The sequence below is a fragment of the Gemmobacter caeni genome (assembly GCF_003054195.1).
GTDB lineage: Bacteria > Pseudomonadota > Alphaproteobacteria > Rhodobacterales > Rhodobacteraceae > Gemmobacter > Gemmobacter caeni.
Genome location: NZ_QBKP01000014.1, coordinates 51520 through 68819, shown reverse-complemented (window position 1 = coordinate 68819; position 17300 = coordinate 51520). Strand labels below are relative to the sequence as shown.

At 66.9% G+C, this 17300-nt stretch carries 16 protein-coding genes; 10 read left to right on the top strand and 6 right to left on the bottom strand.

The window, feature by feature from the left end; translation table 11 throughout:
- Positions 1-55: 55 nt before the first annotated feature.
- Positions 56-436, bottom strand: a complete 381-nt coding sequence (locus C8N34_RS18710) for an MmcQ/YjbR family DNA-binding protein (protein WP_158640733.1) — start codon at positions 434-436, stop codon at positions 56-58.
- Positions 433-3249, bottom strand: coding sequence for a DNA polymerase I (polA, locus tag C8N34_RS18705; RefSeq protein WP_108130060.1), 2817 nt, complete (start codon positions 3247-3249; stop codon positions 433-435). The genes C8N34_RS18710 and polA overlap by 4 nt, the downstream gene beginning before the upstream one ends.
- Before the next feature lie 72 nt (positions 3250-3321).
- Between polA and C8N34_RS18700 the strand changes: the two genes are divergently transcribed.
- Both C8N34_RS18700 and C8N34_RS18695 read left to right on the top strand, forming a co-directional pair.
- The gene (locus C8N34_RS18700; RefSeq protein WP_108130059.1) at positions 3322-3522 is read left to right on the top strand and encodes a hypothetical protein; all 201 of its coding nucleotides are present in this window, start codon (positions 3322-3324) and stop codon (positions 3520-3522) included.
- Positions 3523-3706: 184 nt separating this feature from the next.
- Entirely contained in the window at positions 3707-4171 is a 465-nt protein-coding gene (locus tag C8N34_RS18695; RefSeq protein WP_158640734.1) for a GNAT family N-acetyltransferase, read from the top strand.
- A gap of 172 nt (positions 4172-4343) precedes the next feature.
- Here C8N34_RS18695 and C8N34_RS18690 read toward each other — a convergent pair whose 3' ends face one another.
- The 3 genes from C8N34_RS18690 to C8N34_RS18680 all read right to left on the bottom strand — a co-directional run bounded on the left by C8N34_RS18690 (position 4344) and on the right by C8N34_RS18680 (position 5538).
- Entirely contained in the window at positions 4344-4529 is a 186-nt protein-coding gene (locus C8N34_RS18690) for a zinc-finger domain-containing protein (RefSeq protein ID WP_054303907.1), read from the bottom strand.
- A 97-nt stretch (positions 4530-4626) separates the two neighbouring features.
- Positions 4627-4848, bottom strand: coding sequence for a DUF2798 domain-containing protein (locus C8N34_RS18685; RefSeq protein ID WP_108130057.1), 222 nt, complete (start codon positions 4846-4848; stop codon positions 4627-4629).
- 96 nt (positions 4849-4944) lie between these two features.
- The gene (locus C8N34_RS18680) at positions 4945-5538 is read right to left on the bottom strand and encodes a DUF1285 domain-containing protein (RefSeq protein WP_108130056.1); all 594 of its coding nucleotides are present in this window, start codon (positions 5536-5538) and stop codon (positions 4945-4947) included.
- Between the two features lie 58 nt (positions 5539-5596).
- Here C8N34_RS18680 and C8N34_RS18675 point away from each other — a divergent pair, with 58 nt between their 5' ends.
- The 5 genes from C8N34_RS18675 to C8N34_RS18655 all read left to right on the top strand — a co-directional run bounded on the left by C8N34_RS18675 (position 5597) and on the right by C8N34_RS18655 (position 13637).
- Positions 5597-6595 (top strand): AAA family ATPase, encoded by a 999-nt coding sequence (locus tag C8N34_RS18675; RefSeq protein ID WP_108130055.1) that lies wholly within the window; start codon positions 5597-5599, stop codon positions 6593-6595.
- Positions 6592-7464 (top strand): DUF58 domain-containing protein, encoded by an 873-nt coding sequence (locus C8N34_RS18670; RefSeq protein ID WP_108130054.1) that lies wholly within the window; start codon positions 6592-6594, stop codon positions 7462-7464. The genes C8N34_RS18675 and C8N34_RS18670 overlap by 4 nt, the downstream gene beginning before the upstream one ends.
- Positions 7464-10214: a DUF4159 domain-containing protein gene (locus C8N34_RS18665; protein WP_108130053.1), complete on the top strand. Its 2751-nt coding sequence runs from the start codon at positions 7464-7466 to the stop codon at positions 10212-10214. Before C8N34_RS18670 ends, C8N34_RS18665 begins: the two co-directional genes overlap by 1 nt.
- Entirely contained in the window at positions 10211-12298 is a 2088-nt protein-coding gene (locus C8N34_RS18660) for a glutamine amidotransferase (protein WP_108130052.1), read from the top strand. Before C8N34_RS18665 ends, C8N34_RS18660 begins: the two co-directional genes overlap by 4 nt.
- A 91-nt stretch (positions 12299-12389) precedes the next feature.
- Positions 12390-13637 carry a flavin monoamine oxidase family protein gene (locus tag C8N34_RS18655; RefSeq protein ID WP_108130097.1) on the top strand — a complete coding sequence of 416 codons (1248 nt, stop codon included), beginning with the start codon at positions 12390-12392 and terminating at the stop codon, positions 13635-13637.
- Here the strand turns inward: C8N34_RS18655 and C8N34_RS18650 are convergent.
- Positions 13623-14342 carry a DUF599 domain-containing protein gene (locus tag C8N34_RS18650; RefSeq protein WP_108130098.1) on the bottom strand — a complete coding sequence of 240 codons (720 nt, stop codon included), beginning with the start codon at positions 14340-14342 and terminating at the stop codon, positions 13623-13625. The genes C8N34_RS18655 and C8N34_RS18650 overlap by 15 nt on opposite strands.
- 79 nt (positions 14343-14421) lie before the next feature.
- Between C8N34_RS18650 and C8N34_RS18645 the strand changes: the two genes are divergently transcribed.
- From C8N34_RS18645 to C8N34_RS18635, 3 genes are all read left to right on the top strand, one after another.
- Positions 14422-15855, top strand: coding sequence for an FAD-linked oxidase C-terminal domain-containing protein (locus tag C8N34_RS18645; RefSeq protein ID WP_108130051.1), 1434 nt, complete (start codon positions 14422-14424; stop codon positions 15853-15855).
- A 77-nt stretch (positions 15856-15932) separates the two neighbouring features.
- Complete coding sequence (locus C8N34_RS18640) at positions 15933-16985, top strand: FAD-binding protein (protein ID WP_108130096.1); 1053 nt, start codon at positions 15933-15935, stop codon at positions 16983-16985.
- On the top strand, positions 16982-17299 hold the full coding sequence (locus C8N34_RS18635) for a hypothetical protein (RefSeq protein ID WP_145693645.1): 318 nt from the start codon (positions 16982-16984) through the stop codon (positions 17297-17299). The genes C8N34_RS18640 and C8N34_RS18635 overlap by 4 nt, the downstream gene beginning before the upstream one ends.
- The last annotated feature ends 1 nt before the right edge of the window (position 17300 follow it).

Genomic DNA, 17300 nt, shown 5'->3' with positions numbered 1-17300 from the left:
TGTCCTGTCTGCTTTGGTTCCAATCGGGACACTCTAGCAGCGGATGCCGTTTCTTTCACCCGGTTTCGCGGCCCGGACCATCCGGGGTCTGCGCGGCATCCCAGTCCCGCAACCAGTGTTTCGGTGCCGCCGCGCGCCAGTCACGGATCAGGCGCGGGCGGGCCCAGCCGGGGTCGATGTGTCCGGCCCGCACCAGAAGCAGCGCGCTGCGGGCATAATGCGGATGCAGGAAGAAGGTGGCGGGATCCGCCTGCATCAGCATCTCGCGTTCTTCCGGTTCGGCGCGAAAGACCGCGGCATCAACCAGCGGCGACCACCAGCACCACATCTTGCCATGCGCCTTCAGCGCCTCGTTGCCCCAGGGGTGTTCCACCGTGATCCGGGGCAGGCCCAGCCCCAGCGCAAACGCCTTCAGAGCGGGCCAGTCGGAAATCAATGCGCCGCCGCCCAGTTCGGGCCGCGTCCGGCATCGGCTTGCAGATGAACGCTCAGCTTCACCGCCGGTTCGGCGGCGCTTTCCATCACCTCACGGGCCGTGGCGATCAGGCGGTCAGTCTGATCCTCGGCCACTTCGAACAGCAGTTCGTCATGCACCTGCAACAGCATCTTCGCGTCGATGCCCTGAATGGCGGCAGGCATGCGGATCATCGCGCGGCGGATCACATCGGCCGCCGTGCCCTGGATCGGCGCGTTGATCGCGGCGCGTTTGGCAAACCCGGCGCCGGGGCCTTTCGCGTTGATCTCGGGCGTGTGGATCTTGCGGCCGAACAGGGTCTGCACGAAGCCGTGCGCCTTGGCGAAGGCAATGGTGTCATCCATATAGGCGCGGATGCCGGGGAAGCGTTCGAAGTAACGGTCGATGAAGCCCTGCGCCTCGGCCCGCGGAATGCGCAGGTTGCGGGCAAGGCCGAAGCCGGAAATCCCGTAGATCACGCCGAAGTTGATGGCCTTGGCCTGCCGCCGGATCATCGGGTCCATGCCTTCCACCGGCACACCGAACATTTCCGAGGCGGTCATGGCATGGATATCCAGCCCGTCACGGAACGCCTGTTTCAGCGCCGGAATGTCGGCGATATGGGCAAGGATGCGCAATTCGATCTGGCTGTAATCGAGGCTGACCAGCACCCGGCCTTCGGGCGCCACAAAAGCCTCGCGGATACGGCGGCCTTCCTCACTGCGGACGGGAATGTTTTGCAGGTTCGGATCGGTGGAGGCCAGACGCCCGGTGTTGGCCCCGGCGATGGAATAGGATGTATGCACCCGTCCGGTATCGGGGTTGATATGGTCCTGAAGGCTGTCGGTATAGGTGGATTTCAGCTTGGCGATCTGCCGCCAGTCCAGCACGCGGGCCGCCAGTTGCGCGCCCTGCGGATGGGTGTCTTCCAGCGTGGTCACATCTTCCAGCACATCGGCGCCAGTGGCATAGGCGCCGGTCTTGCCTTTCTGCCCGCCGGGGATCTGCATCTGGTCGAACAGGATCTCGCCCAGTTGCTTGGGGGAACCCACGTTGAACTTGCTGCCCGCGATGCCCTGAATTTCCTCTTCAAGCTGCACAAGCTTTTGCGCGAAGGCGTTTGACATGCGGGACAGCACATCACGATCCACCTTCACGCCCGCCATCTCCATCTCGGCCAGAACCGGGATCAGCGGACGTTCCAGCGTCTCATAGACCGTCGTGACCTGCGCGCGATGCAGCATCGGCGCGAAGCGTTGCCAGAGCCGCAGCGTGATATCGGCATCCTCGGCCGCGTATTTCACAGCATCAGCGATGGCCACGCGGTCGAAGGTGATCTGCGACTTGCCGCTGCCGATCAGATCCTTGATCGGAATGGGCTTGTGGCCAAGGTAACGGTCAGACAGTTCGTCCATGCCGTGATTGTGCAGGCCCGCGAACATCGCATAGCTCATCAGCATGGTGTCAGCGATGGGGAACAGGTTGACGCCGTGGCGCGCCATGATCTTCAGATCGTATTTGATGTTCTGCCCGATCTTCAGGATCGCCGCATCCTCCAGCACCGGCCTCAGCGCGGCGATGACGGCTTCAAGCGGCATCTGCCCTTCCACCGGCGCATCGGAGGTGAACAGATCGCCGCCGCCCTGCCGATGCCCCAGCGGGATATAGCAGGCCGCCCCTGCATCGACTGCCAGCGAGATGCCCACCAGATCGGCGCGCATCTCGTCAAGGCTGGTGGTTTCGGTGTCGAACGCCACATGCCCCGCCTCGCGGATGCGGGCGATCCAGCGGTCCAGCGCCTCGGGGGTGGTGACGCCCTCATAGGCGCTGTGATCGAAGGGCAGGGCGACCGGCTCTGCCACCTCTTCGCCCGCAACGGGGGCGGCGGTGGGCATCGCGGGGGGCGTGATGTCCAGCTTGTCGGCGACGCGCTTGGTCAGGGTGCGGAATTCCATCGCGTTGAGGAAGGCCATCAGCGCCTCGGGCTCCGGCTCCTTCACTTCAAGGCTTTCCAGCGAGAAATCCAGCGGCGTGTCGCATTTCAGCGTGACCAGTTCCTTGGAAACCCGGATTTGGTCGGCGAAATTCACCAGCGTTTCCCGTCGCTTGGGCTGCTTGATCTCGCCCGCCCGCGCCAGAAGGCTTTCCAGATCGCCGTATTCGGTGATCAGAAGTGCCGCCGTCTTGATGCCGATGCCGGGCGCACCCGGCACGTTATCCACGCTGTCCCCGGCCAGCGATTGCACATCCACCACCCGTTCCGGTCCCACGCCGAATTTCTCGAACACCTCGTCGCGGTCGATGGTCTTGTTCTTCATCGCGTCGAACATCACGACGCCATCGCCGATGAGCTGCATCAGATCCTTGTCGGAAGAGATGATGGTCACCCGGCCCCCGGCATCGCGGGCCTTGCAGGACAGGGTGGCGATGATGTCATCGGCCTCGTAGCCCTCGGTCTCGATACAGGCGATGTTGAAGGCCCGCGTGGCCTCCCGCGTCAGGGGGAATTGCGGGCGCAGGTCTTCGGGCAGTTCGGGGCGGTTGGCCTTGTAGGCCGGAAAGATCTCGTTGCGGAAGGTTTTCGACGAATGGTCGAAGATCACCGCCACATGGGTCGGGGCGTCGCCGGATTTGTTGCCCTCGATATAGCGGTAGAGCATGTTGCAGAACCCGGCGACCGCGCCGATGGGCAGGCCGTCGGTCTTGCGCGTCAGCGGCGGCAGCGCGTGATAGGCGCGGAAGATGAAGGCCGAGCCGTCGATGAGGTGAAGATGGCAGCCCTTGCCGAAAGTCATGGTCGTTCTCCGCGCGGTTTCATGGCAGTATTGGCACGAACGGGGGCGGTCTGCCACCCATCGGAGGCATGGATGCGGGTTCTGGGACGTGCATTGGCCGGTTTCGTGCTGGGGGCGCTGGTCGCACTGGGGATCGCGGTCGGGTTGACCTATGTGATGCCGGTCTCGCAGGCCGAAGGCTCCTATGCGATGAGCGTGGCGTTCTTCTGGATGCCCGCAGGGGCGGTGCTGGGCGCCATCCTCGGGGCGATCAGCGCCAAACGCGGGGCTTGACGCGCGCGCGGCGCGGCGCCATGGTGCGCGCCATGCTGAACCTGATCGCCCTCGTCTCGTTTTATTGGTCCGACGCTACATAGGCGGCCGGTCAGCATTTCCAAATGACCCACAGGCCGCCCGCGAGGGGCAGGCCATGAGGATCGGGGTTCCCAAGCGGGCGAAACGCAAAGGAACCTTCCATATGTCTGTCGTCAACGTCCGAACCGCCGAACCCGTGCATCTGCCCGAGGTGCATCGCATGCTGATCGCGCTGGCCGCGCATCATGGCGATGCGGCGACCATCACCCCCGCCGATCTGTCGCGGCTGGTATTTCAAAGCCCGGCAACGCGGCTTATGGTCGCCTGTCTGAGTGACAGCCCGGCGCCGCATCCGGTGGGCTATGCCCTGCTTGTCGCGCGGCAGAACCTGGTGACGGGGCAGGTGGGCTATGTGATGGATCACCTGTTCGTGCAGCAGCCCTTCCGGCGGGCGGGCGTGGGCCGGGCGCTGATCGCAGCGGCGCGGGAACTGACGCTGGAAGAAGGGCGCAGCGGGCTGACCATCTCGACCCATCCGGCGAATACCGACGCACAGGCCGCCTATCGGGCGATGGGACTGGCGGAGCTTCCGGTGACCGGGCCGCGATTTGCTGTGGCGCTGGCCTGATCGTCGGAAGGCGAAAGGGACGGGCGCAACGCCGTGGTGCCGGGTACTGGCCCCGCATCGCGGCCCTGCGGCCAGCGGCAGGCGATTCGCCCTGTCGTCAAAAGCCACGACCCTGCCCGGCATCGACGAGCCAGCAAATTGCCGGTCAGTCAGCGGCGGTATCGTGCGGGGATCAGTGGTCGTCGTGGGCGTGATCGCGGTCGATCACATAGCGCTTGTCGCAATAGCCGCATTCGACGAAGCCGGTATCCTGCGGAATGGTCAGCCAGACGCGCGGGTGGCCAAGCGCGCCTTCGCCTCCGTCGCAGGCCACTTTCCAAGTGGTGACGACCTGGGTTTCCGGGGCTTCGATGGTCATGGCTGTCCTCATGGATCATGGCTTGGCCCTGAGGGCCTTTGACGCATGATAAAAGCAGGCGGCGAGGGCGGCAAGGGCGAAGCGCCGCGCTGCGGCGTCAGACCGTCAGCCGGGCCACGATGCGGCGGGCGACCGGCGCCACCAGCAGCACGACCGGGAAAGCCACGGCCCATGCGGTGAGCCAGCTTCCCATCCATTCGCCCAAAAAGCCCGGTGCAGGGCCAAGGGCGCGCAGGGTGGCGATGCCGCTGACGATCCAGGACATCAGCCCCGACAGGATCAGGCCGAACAGGACAGGGGAGAAACGGGCGGGGATCATGGCAACCTCGGTCAGGAATGCGCTTCTGTTAGCGCAAGGGCACTGCCATTGTCCTGTGCGCCCGCGCAGGCTGCCTTGTGCGGAGGCTCCTGCGCGTCAGCTGCCCAGTTCTGCGGCGGGAATGACCGGAAAGAAGGCACCATCCGACATCAGCCCGAACCAGTCCGCCCCTTCATGGGGCCGCGTGACACCGATTTCGACGAGGCGGTAGAAACTCTTGCGGTCGATCCGCGCCTCCAGCCCGCGCCGGACCATGACGTAAGGGGCGGGTTCGCCTTCCGTCCCGTGGCGCTCGACCCGGATCGGATGCTCCGGCCCCGCTGTCACTTCATCACCGACATTGGTGGTGAAGGTCAGGCGCTGGCTGTCACCCGTGCCCTCGCGGGTGAAATCCACCGCGATGAAGGGCGCATCCTCGACCACGATGCCCAGCTTTTCCACCGGGGTGACGAGGTAAAAGCGCCCGTCCTCCAGCTTCAGGATCGAGGCGAACAGTCTCACCAGCGGTGCGCGGCCGATGGGGGTGCCCTCGTGAAACCATGTGCCGTCGCGGGCGATGCGCATGTCCATCTCGCCGCAATAATCGGGGTTCCACAGATGCACCGGCGGCGGGCCTTTCTTCGCCGCGCGCTGCGCCTGTTCCAGAATTCCCGAAGTTTCGACCTTTGGTCCCGATTTCGCTTTTGTCATTTGTGCCCGCGCCCGTGATCCGTTCTAATGTGAATATAGTCTACGAAGGGCAGATGTCATGACCGATGAACTGGTGACGCGGATCGAGGCGCTGGGCGACCGGCTGGCAGCGGCCAAGGCCATGATCGACAAGCGCTTCATCGGGCAGGAAAAAGTGGTCGATCTGGTGCTTGCGTCGATCCTGTGTGGCGGGCATGCGCTGCTGGTGGGACTGCCCGGTCTGGGCAAGACGCGGCTGGTCGATACGCTGTCCACCGTGCTGGGCCTGCATGGCAACCGCATCCAGTTCACGCCCGATCTGATGCCCGCCGATATCCTCGGCTCCGAAGTGCTGGAAACTGCCGCCGATGGCAGCCGCGCCTTCCGTTTCATCGAGGGGCCGGTGTTCTGCCAGCTTCTGATGGCGGATGAGATCAACCGCGCCAGCCCGCGCACGCAATCGGCACTGTTGCAGGCGATGCAGGAACGCGAGGTGACCATCGCCGGGCAGCACCGCCCGCTGGGCCGCCCGTTCCATGTGCTTGCGACGCAGAACCCGATTGAACAGGAGGGCACCTATCCGCTGCCCGAGGCGCAGCTTGACCGGTTCCTGTTGCAGATCGACGTCGCCTATCCGGTGCGTCAGGCGGAACGTGACATCCTGCTGGCCACCACCGGCGCGACCGAGGCGGTGGTGCATCCGGTGTTCACCGCCGAAGAACTGCTGTCCGCGCAAGAGGTCATCCGCCGCATGCCGGTGGGCGACAGCGTGGTCGAGGCGATCCTCGATCTGGTGCGCGGCTGCCGTCCGGGTGAACCCGAGGGGGCCGCGCTGGCCGGTACGCTGGCCTGGGGGCCGGGGCCGCGTGCGGCGCAGGCGCTTATGCTGGCAGTGCGCGCGCGCGCTCTTTTGGAGGGGCGTCTGGCCCCGTCGGTTGCCGATGTGGCGGCGCTGGCGCAGCCGGTGCTGGTGCATCGCATGGCGTTGACCTTTGCCGCGCGGGCGCGGGGCGAAAGCCTTGCCGATGTCATTGCCGCCGCCACGGCCCGCAGCCTCGGGCTTGAGGCCGCCGCGTGACCGCTTCCCCCGACCTGCGTGCAAGGGCCGAAACGCTGGGCGCCACACTGCCGCCGTTGCTGGCGGCGGCGGATCATCTGGCGCAGGCGGTGGTTCTGGGCGACCACGGCCGCCGTCGCGCCGGTCTGGGGGATGAATTCTGGCAGTATCGCCCGGCCCATGCCGGGGATGGCGCGCGCGGTATCGACTGGCGTCGCTCTGCCCGGTCGGATGCGCATTTCGTGCGCGAACGCGAATGGCAGGCGGCGCAGAGTGTGGCGCTTTGGGTCGATCCGGCGGCTTCGATGCGGTTTTCCGGCGCGAAGAACCGACCGACCAAGGCCGACCGTGCGCGGCTTCTGGCGCTGGCGCTGGCGGTGTTGCTGCTGCGCGGGGGCGAGCGGGTCGGGCTGGCGGGCGGTGACATCGCGCCGCGTTCGGGCCGGGCGCAGGCCGAACGGCTGGCGCTGGCGCTGGCCGAGGACAGCGCCGAGGATTACGGCCGCCCCGAGGTTGGCGGCTTGCCGCACCATGGCCGCGTCGTGCTGATCTCTGATTTCCTTGGCGATCTGGCGGGGGTGGAGGCCGCGCTGGAAGCCGCCACGGCGCGCGCCGCGCGGGGCGTTCTGCTTCAGGTGCTGGACCCGGCGGAGGAGGAATTTCCTTTCGACGGCCGCACGATCTTTGAATCCATGGGCGGCACCTTGCGCCATGAAACCCGCCGTGCGGGTGACCTGCGCGACCGCTATCTGGCGCGGCTGGCCGAACGCAAGGCGCGGCTGGCTGAACTTGCCGCCGCCTCGGGCTGGCATGTGACCACGCATCACACCGGCACCGCGCCGCAACCGGCTCTGCTGTGGCTTTACCGGGCGCTGGAGGCCGCGCTCTGATGTGGATGCTGGGCCCTGTCGGTTTCACCGCGCCGCTTCTGCTGCTGGCTTTGCCTGCACTGCCGCTGCTGTGGCTTTTGTTGCGTGCGGTGCCGCCCGCGCCCCTGCGTCGCCGTTTTCCGGGTGTGGCCCTTCTGCTGGGCCTGACCGACGAGGATGCCGAGACGGAGCGCACGCCGCTCTGGCTGCTGCTGCTGCGCATGGCGGCGCTGGCGGCGGCGATCATCGCCTTTGCCGGGCCGGTGCTGAACCCCGCGCCGCCTGCGGCTGCGACGGATGACCCGCTGCTGATCGTGGTGGATGGCACCTGGGCCGATGCCCGTGACTGGCCGCGCCGCATCGACCGCGCGATGACCAAGGCCGAGGCGGCCGGCCGTGCCGGGCGCACGGTCGGGCTGATCCGTCTGACCGACCGGCCCGAGGCTCCGGTGTTCCACAGCGCTGCTGCCATCCGCGACCGTCTGGCCGGGCTGGTACCGCAACCTTTCGCGCCTGCCGATCTGTCGGCCTGGGCCGCTGCGCTGGGCGAGGGGCGGTTTGAAACCTATTGGCTGTCCGACGGGCTGGACCATCCGGGGCGTGCCGATCTGGCAGCCGCCATGGCTACACATGGCCCGCTGACCGTGTTTGAAACACCGCGTCCGGTGATCGCGCTGAAGCCGCCGGTGTTCCGTGATGGGGCAGTGCAGCTTGCCGCGCTGCGCCTGCCTGCCGGCGCGCAGCAGGAGATCGAGATTTCCGCGCGTGGCCCGGACCCTGCCGGGATCGAACGCGAACTGGCCCGCACCACGCTGGTGTTCGCCACCGGGCAGGGTGTGGCCGAGGGGACGCTCGACCTGCCGCCCGAGTTGCGCAACCGGCTGACGCGGTTTGAAATCGCTGGTCAGCCGACGGCGGGGGCGGTCTCGCTGACCGATGACAGCCTCAAGCGGCGCAAAGTGGCGCTGGTAGGCAGCGAGGCGGATGCCGAGGGGCTGATCCTGCTGTCGCCTGCGCATTATCTGCGGCAGGCGATGGCGCCCGAGGCTGATCTGATCGAGGGCGGCCTGTCGGATGTGCTGCTGGCCAGCCCCGATGTGGTGGTGCTGACCGATGTTGCGCGGCTGGGCAACGCCGAGGCCGAGGCGCTGCTGAAATGGGTGGCCGAGGGGGGCACGCTCCTGCGCTTCGCCGGGCCGCGTCTGGCCGCCGCCGAATGGGCGCCGGGCGAGGATGACCCGTTGCTGCCAGTGCGTTTGCGCGCGGGGGGCCGTAATCTTGGCGGCGCGATGAGTTGGGGCGACCCCCGCACATTGGCGCCCTTTGCCGAGGGCAGCCCGTTTTTCGGTCTGGCGGTGCCTGACGAGGTTTCGGTGACCCGGCAGGTGCTGGCTGAACCGGGGCCGGAACTGGCCGCGCGGACCATTGCCGCGCTGGCCGATGGCACGCCGCTGGTGACGCGCAAGGAGACGGGCGCGGGGCAGGTGGTGCTGTTCCATGTCACGGCCAATGCCGAATGGTCCTCGCTGCCGCTGTCGGGGTTGTTCGTGCAGATGCTGGACCGGCTGGTTACGGCTGCCCGCATCGGGATGACCGAAGATCGCGCGCTGGCCGGGCACAGCTTTGCGCCGGTGCAGGTGCTGGATGCCTTCGGCGTGGCGCAGGATGCGGGCAATCTGCCGGGTGTGACGGGAGAGGCTCTGGCGGTGGGGCGCCCCGGCCCCGACCTGCTGCCCGGTCTTTACGAGGAGGAAGACCGCCGCGTGGCGCTGAATGTGACCGCAGCGGACACCACGCTGCAAGCGGCGATCTGGCCTGCGGGCACCCCGGTCGAGGGCGCCGCGCGCGACACGGAACGTCCCCTTAAAGGGCCGCTCCTCGGGGCTGCGCTGGCCCTGATGCTGGTTGATATTCTGGCGGCGCTGGGCATTTCGGGCCGTTTGTCACGCGGGCTGGCGGCGCGGCTGATGCTGGCGCTGATGCTCACCTTCCCGGCGCCCGCCGCGCGGGCCGATGCGGCAGAGGATGCCTTTGCCATCGAGGCGACGGGCGAGGTGCGTCTCGCCCATATCCTGACTGGCGACAAGCGGGTGGATGATCTGGCGCAGGCGGGGCTGCGCGGCCTGTCGATGAGATTGTTCGAACGCACCACCGTCGAACCGGGCGACCCTATGGCCGTCGATATCGAACGCGACGAACTGGCGTTCTTTCCCTTCCTTTACTGGCCGGTCACCGCCGACCAGCCGCTGCCTTCGGTCAATGCCTATCGCAAGCTGAACGATTTTCTGCGCACCGGCGGCATGATCCTGTTCGATACGCGGGATGCGGGCGTCAGCGGCGGCACCACGCCGGAATCGAAGCGGCTGCAACTCATCGCCTCGGGCCTGGACATCCCGCCGCTGGAGCCTGTGCCCGAAGATCACGTCCTGACCCGCACCTTCTATCTGTTGCAGGATTTTCCGGGCCGCTATTCCGGGCCGGTCTGGGTCGAGGCGGCACCCCCCGATGCGGCCCAGGCCGAGGGCATGCCGTTTCGTAATCTCAATGACGGCGTGACGCCGGTTGTGATCGGCGGGAATGACTGGGCGGCGGCCTGGGCGGTGGATGAAATCGGCATCCCCTCGCATCCGGTCGGGCGCGGTTCTGGCGGGGACCGGCAACGCGAGATCGCCTATCGCTTCGGGATCAATCTCATCATGCATGTGCTGACCGGCAACTACAAATCCGATCAGGTGCATGTGCCCGCGCTGCTGGAAAGGCTGGGCCAATGAAACCCGTTCTGGCTGGCGGTATCGTGCTGGACCCCCAATTGCCGCTTGCAGTGATTGCTGCGCTGGGTGTGGTGGCCGTGGTACTGGTGGCGCTGGCCTTCTGGCGCAGGCTGCCTGGGTGGTGGCTGCGCGGGCTGGCTGCCATTGTGGCGCTGGTGGCGCTGGCCAATCCCTCGCTGCAAGAAGAAGACCGCGCGCCGCTGTCGGACATCGTGATCGCTGTGGTGGACCGCACCGCAAGTCAGGGCATCGGCGGGCGCGAGGCGCAGACAGAGGCGGCGCTGGCCCGCCTGCGGGCCGAAGTGGCGGCGATGCCCGGCACCGAATTGCGCGAGATCACGGTGCGCGATGCGCCGGGGGATGGTGGCTCGCGCGTGATGACCGCCCTGGCCGAGGCGCTGGCCGAGGAACCCCGCGCACGGGTCGCCGGAGCGGTGATCGTCTCGGACGGGCAGGTGCATGACACCGAACTTGCGCCACAGATGCCCGCACCGTTGCACCTGCTGCTGACCGGCAAACGCGCCGACTGGGACCGCCGCCTGATTGTCAAGAACGCGCCCGCCTTCGCCATTCTGGGCGAAGAACTGACGCTGACGCTGCGGATCGAGGATGACGGCGCCGTGCCAGAGGCATTGCAGGGCGAGGCGCAGCTGTCCATCGCCATAGATGGCGGCGAGCCGCGCTGGTATTCCGTGCCGGTCGGAGAGGATCTGGAACTGCCGGTCACCCTTCCGCATGGCGGCCAGAACATCCTGCAATTCGAGGTGCAGACCTCGGAGGGCGAGCTGACCACCCGCAACAACAGCTCGGTCACCGCGATCAACGGGGTGCGCGACCGGCTGCGGGTGCTGCTGGTTTCGGGCGAGCCGCATGCGGGCGAACGGGTCTGGCGCAACCTGCTGAAATCCGACCCGTCGGTGGATCTGGTGCATTTCACCATCCTGCGGCCGCCGGAAAAGCAGGATGGCATTCCGGTGGACGAACTGTCGCTGATCGCCTTTCCGACGCGCGAACTGTTCGTGGAGAAGATCGAGGAATTCGATCTGATCATCTTCGACCGTTACCGCCTGCGCGGTATCCTGCCGCTGCAATACCTTGAAAACGTGCGCGATTACGTCACGCGTGGGGGTACGGTTCTGGTGGCGGCGGGGCCGGAGTTCGGCACGGCCGACAGTCTGTGGCGCTCGCCCCTTGCCGATATCCTGCCGGTCACGACCACCAGCCGCGTGCTGGAGGGGGGCTTTCGCCCGAAGATCACTGCGCTGGGGCATCGCCATCCGGTGACGCAGGGGCTGGAGACCGGGGCGCCCGAATCCGGGTGGGGCCGCTGGTTCCGCCAGATCGAGATTGCGGCGCGTGGCGCCGGTCAGGTCGTGATGGAAGGCGCCGAGGGCAAGCCGCTGCTGGTTCTGGCGCGCGAAGGGCAGGGGCGCATCGCGGTGCTGGCCTCGGATCAGGCCTGGCTCTGGGGACGCGGCTACGAGGGGGGCGGGCCGCAGCTGGAGCTGCTGCGCCGCCTAGCCCACTGGATGCTGAAAGAGCCCGAGCTGGAAGAGGAAACCCTGTCGGCCCATGCGGGCGCCGCGGGGCGTCTGATCGTCACCCGGCGCACGCTGGCCGAAGTGCCGCCTGGTCCGGTGACGCTGACCGCACCGGATGGCAAAGAAACCGAACTGGTGCTGCCCGAGGTGGAGCCGGGGCATTACGAGGCCGATATCGCCGCGCCACAGGTCGGGCTTTACCGCCTGAAGCAGGGCGAGTTGCAGACGGTCGTGGCGCTTGGCCCCCCGGCGCCGAAAGAGTTTGAACGCACCATCGCTGCGCCCGATGTGCTGGAGCCGGTTCTGGCGCAATCCGGCGGCGGCGTGCTGCGGCTGGAGGACGGCGCCTTCGACCTGCGGCAGGTTGCACCGGGCCGGGTGGCTGCCGGGCGCGGCTGGCTGGGCATCACTCCGCGCGGGGCCTACCTCACGCAGGATGTACGGGTTGCCGCCCTGCTGCCAGGCTGGGCATGGCTGTTGCTGGCCAGCGTCCTGATCCTTGCCGCCTGGCTGCGCGAGGGGCGTCTGCCCGCCCGCCGCTGAACGCTTCCCCGAATCCCCTGCCGGGTGCATGCTGCGTCTGCGGCTTTGCCGTTCTTTGATTTTTTCACGGAAATTTTCGGCGGAGGGATTCATGGGCGGGGACGTCGATGTTGTTATTGTCGGTGCCGGAGTTGCAGGTCTGGCTGCGGCGCGCGCCTTGCGCACGGCGGGGCTGAGTTTCACGGTGATGGAGGCGATGGGCCGGATCGGGGGGCGGGCCTGGACCACGACCGCCGATTTCGGCGTGCCTTTCGACGTCGGCTGCGCCTGGCTGCATGCCGCCGATCGCAATCCCTTCTTTCCCGAAGCACAGGCGGCGGGCTGGACGCTTTATCATCACGACATGGGGTTGGATCACCTGTACTTCGGATCGCGCCGGGCCTCTGATGACGATTTGGCGCGGATGCGGGCGGCAGAGCGGGCGATGGCGGATTGCATTGCCGCGCACCAAGGGGCGGAGGACCGGCTGTCCGCGGTGCTGGCGGATTGCCATTATCTGCGCGCCTCGTCGACCTTTGCGGGGCCGATGGATTTCGGTGCCGATGATGACGAAATCTCCATCGCCGATTTCCGGGCAGCGGCGGATCTGGACCCCAATTACTTCACACGGGAAGGATTTGGTGCGCTGATCCACCATTGGGGGGCCGATGTGCCGGTGTGGCTGCGCACGCCGGTGCGGCAGATCCGCTGGGACGGGCCGGGGGTCGAGGTGGAAACCGATCGGGGTACGCAGCGCGCACGGGCTGTGATCGTGACCGTCTCGACCGGGGTGCTGCAATTCGATGGCATCACCTTTGCCCCTGCGCTGCCCGAAGCACAGCAGGAGGCGATTTTCGATCTGCCGATGGGGCTGCTGACCAAGATCCCCGTCGCGGTCAGTGGCACGCGGCTGGGCCTTGCGCCCTTCGACGATCTGCTGATGGAGCGCCATGCGCGGCATGATCTGTACTTTCTGTGCTTTCCTTTCGACCTCGACCAGATGGTCGGATTCGTCGGCGGCGATTTCGCATGGGAGATCGAGGCGGCAGGGGCCGAGGCCGGGGTGGACTTCGTCTGCGACCGGCTGGCCGACATGTTCGGCTCGGATGTGCGGCGCCATATCGGGCGGGGCGCAATGACACGCTGGGGCGGCGAGCGCTGGGTGCGCGGGGCCTATGCGGCGGCGCGGCCCGGCAAGGCGGGGGCACGGGACGTGCTGCGAAAGTCTGTGGGCGACCGCATCTGGTTCGCGGGCGAGGCGCTGGCGGGGGCTGGCCTCGTGCAGACCGCCGGCGGTGCCCGTCTGTCGGGGGAGGCCGTCGCGCAGGCGGTCGCGGCCCGTTTGTCAGTGGTGGTCTGAGGGGTCTTCCGACAGGCGCGGCAGCATGGCCGCACGCGACTGCGAGGCGAATTCGCGCCGGATCAGCGTGGCGAATGTTGCCGTCATGGTCAGGAACAGCCCCCAGGGCCCGACCAGCCAGCCCAGAGCGCCGATCGCGAAATAGACCGAGCGCAGGCCCCGGTTATAGTTCTTGGCAGCGGTGATGTTCACCTCGGCGGCGCGGGCGGCGCGGTCATAGGCGGCGGGATGCTCCGGATCATTCGGAACCGACGCCATCAGAAGCGAGCAATAGCCGAACAGCCGGTGCGACCAGACGAATTTCAGGAAACCGTTCACCACGAAGGACAGGATGAAGACGATCTTCACCTTCATCACCAGCGCCGGATCATCATGCAGGGAAAACGCAACGGCCAGCCCCTCCAGCGGGGCGGTATCGCCCAGCAACGCGAGGCCACCGCCGAGCGCCAGCATGCAGGTCGAGGCGTAAAAGGTGATGCCCTGCCGCAAGCCATCCAGCACCGAGGCATCATACATGCGCGGCTGCCGGGTCACGAATTCCCGCATCCAGTCGCGCCGGTAATATGCCATGATGACCGAGACCGAAGGGTGCCGCCCATTCGGGCGTTCTATGGTCAGTTGCAGCACAATCACCCCGGCCAGCGTATAGGCCACGGCAAGCATGTCGGCGGTCGAGAACTGAAGAAGAAGTGTCGGCAGGTCCATCAGGCGTTGATAGACCAAAGCCTTGGCTTGCCAAAAGCAAAAATTGGTTATACTTTTTTACCAATCAGGGAGGTCTGCCATGGATATGCCAAGGCCCGATGCCGCGATCCTGTCGCGCAAGGCGCGGATTGTCGCGCGTCTGCGCGAGGTTCTGCCCGCCGATGCGGTGGTGGATGACCTGCATGAACTGCGCGCCTATGAATGCGATGCGCTGTCGGCCTATCGCTGCCCGCCGCTGGCGGCCATCCTGCCGCGCAGTACCACTGAAGTCGCCGCCGCGCTGAAAATCTGCCATGACGAAGGTGTGCCGGTGGTGCCGCGTGGTGCGGGCACCTCGCTGGCGGGCGGGGCGCTGCCCACTGCGGACAGCGTGATTCTGGGCGTTGCGCGGATGAATGCGGTGCTGGAGGTCAGCTACACGGACCGTTTCATCCGCGTGCAGTCGGGCCGCACCAATCTGAGCGTTTCGGGCGCAGTGGAGGAAGCGGGGTTCTTCTACGCCCCCGATCCCTCCAGCCAGCTCGCCTGTGCCATTGCGGGCAATATCGCCATGAACTCGGGCGGGGCGCATTGCCTGAAATACGGCGTGACGACCAATAATCTGCTGGGTGTGACCATGGTGCTGATGGATGGCACGGTGGTCGAGATCGGCGGGCCGTGGATGGATGCGCCGGGGCTGGATTTGCTGGGCGTTGTCTGTGGCTCGGAAGGGCAGTTGGGTGTGGTGACAGAGGCCACGCTGCGCATCCTGCCCAAGCCCGAGGGCGCGCTGCCGGTGCTGATGGGATTCGATTCGTCCGAAGTGGCGGGTGCCTGCGTGTCGGACATCATCAAGGCGGGCGTGCTGCCTGTCGCCATCGAATTCATGGACCGGCCCTGCATCGAGGCCTGCGAGGCTTTCGCCAGGGCGGGCTATCCGATGTGCGAGGCACTGCTGATTGTCGAGGTGGAGGGATCGGAGGCCGAGATCCGGCACCAGCTTGACCTGATCATGCAGATCGCCCGGCGGCACAATCCTGTGGAACTGCGCGAGGCGGCGGATGCCGACCAGGCGAAACGCATCTGGCTTGGCCGCAAATCGGCTTTTGGCGCCATGGGGCAGATCAATGATTACATGTGCCTTGATGGCACGATCCCGGTGTCGAGCCTGCCTTTCGTGCTGAAACGCATTGGCGAGCTGAGCCGTGATTTCGGGCTGGATGTGGCCAATGTCTTCCATGCCGGGGACGGCAACATGCATCCGCTGATCCTCTATAATGCCAATCTGCCGGGCGATCAGGAGAAATGCGAGGCGCTTGGCGCTGAGATTCTGAAGCTCTGTGTTGAGGTGGGCGGCTGCCTGACCGGCGAACATGGCGTGGGGATCGAGAAGCGCGACCTGATGGCGGTGCAGTATGGCCCCGCCGATCTGGAGGCGCAGTTGCGGGTGAAAGATGTGTTCGACCCGAAATGGCTGCTCAATCCCGCCAAGGTGTTTCCGTTGCCGGTGACGGCCAGTCGTCGCGCGGGTTGAAAGGCTGGGGGGCTGTCTGCTCCCCCACGGCCTTCGGCCTCCCCCCCCCCGAGGATATTTTTGAACAGATGAACGAGATGCGTCCAGCAAGCGAAGCGGAACTTTGCGAGATCATCCGGGCGGCCTCGGGGCCGCTGGTCGTGCGTGGCGGCGGCACGCGTGGGGCTTTGCCTGCGGGAGCGGTCCTGGAAACCGGCGGGTTGAACGGGGTCACGCTGTATGAGCCGGGCGCGCTCACGCTGGTGGCCGGGGCGGGGACGCCGGTCGCGGAACTGGAGGCGCTGCTGGCCACCGAGGGGCAGCGACTGGCCTTCGAGGTGCCGGATCTGCGCGGACTGCTGGGGCGCGAGGGGACTTCGACCCTGGGGGGTGTCGTGGCCGAAAATGCCTCGGGTCCGCGCCGGGTTTCGGTGGGGGCCTGTCGCGACTTCTGCCTGGGCGTGCGTTTTGTCGACGGGCGCGGCGAGGTGATCCGCAATGGCGGCCGGGTGATGAAGAACGTAACCGGATATGATCTGGTGAAGCTGCTGGCGGGCAGCCGGGGGCGGCTGGGGGTCTTGACCGAAGTGGCCCTGAAGGTGCTGCCCCGCCCCGAGACGGAGGCGACGCTGTGCCTGTCCGGGCTGTCGGATGCGCAGGCTGTGGAGGCGCTGTCTGCCGCACTGGGATCGCCCTACGAGGTCACGGGGGCGGCGCATCTGCCGGGGCAGGGGACTTACCTGCGGATCGAAGGGTTCGAGGGATCGGTGCGCTACAGGCTGGAGCGGCTGCGCGCGGTGCTGGCATCTTACGGTGCGGGGGCGGAGGTGGCCTCGCCCTGGGCGGCGATCCGCGATGTCACGGCGCTTGCAGGGCGCCCCGGAGATCTTTGGCGGCTGTCCCTGCGACCCTCCGAGGCGCCGGGCGTGGTGGCGCGTCTGGGGGCCGAGGCGGTCGTCTATGACTGGGGCGGCGGGCTGGTCTGGGCGCTGATGGCGCCGGGCAGCGATGTTGTCGGGCGGCTCGGCGCCTTTTCCGGCCATGCAACCTGTCTGCGGGGGGGAGTGGCAGGCCCGGAGGAGCCGCCGACGATTGCCACATTGACCAATCGCCTGCGTCTGCAGTTCGATCCGCGCGGGGTTTTCGCATGACGCTGCCATTCTGGGCAATGCAGGCCGGGCCGCCGGTCGTGGTCTATCTGTTGTTGTGCCTTCTGCCGCGCGGCTGGCCCTTCTGGGGTGGCTGCTTTCTGGCGTTGCTGGCAATGGGGGTGCTGTATCTGCGGGCTCTGGGGGCGGAAAACCTGCCGGGGCAGGTTCAGGCCATGGCGCTTGGTGTGGCCATCGCGCTGGCCGGGCTGGCACAGACGCTGCGGCAGGTTCTGCCTGCCCGGTTTTATCCGCTGGTGGTGATCGGGCTGCTGGCCATCCCCGGCGCCGGGCTTTATCTGACGGGACTGATCTGAA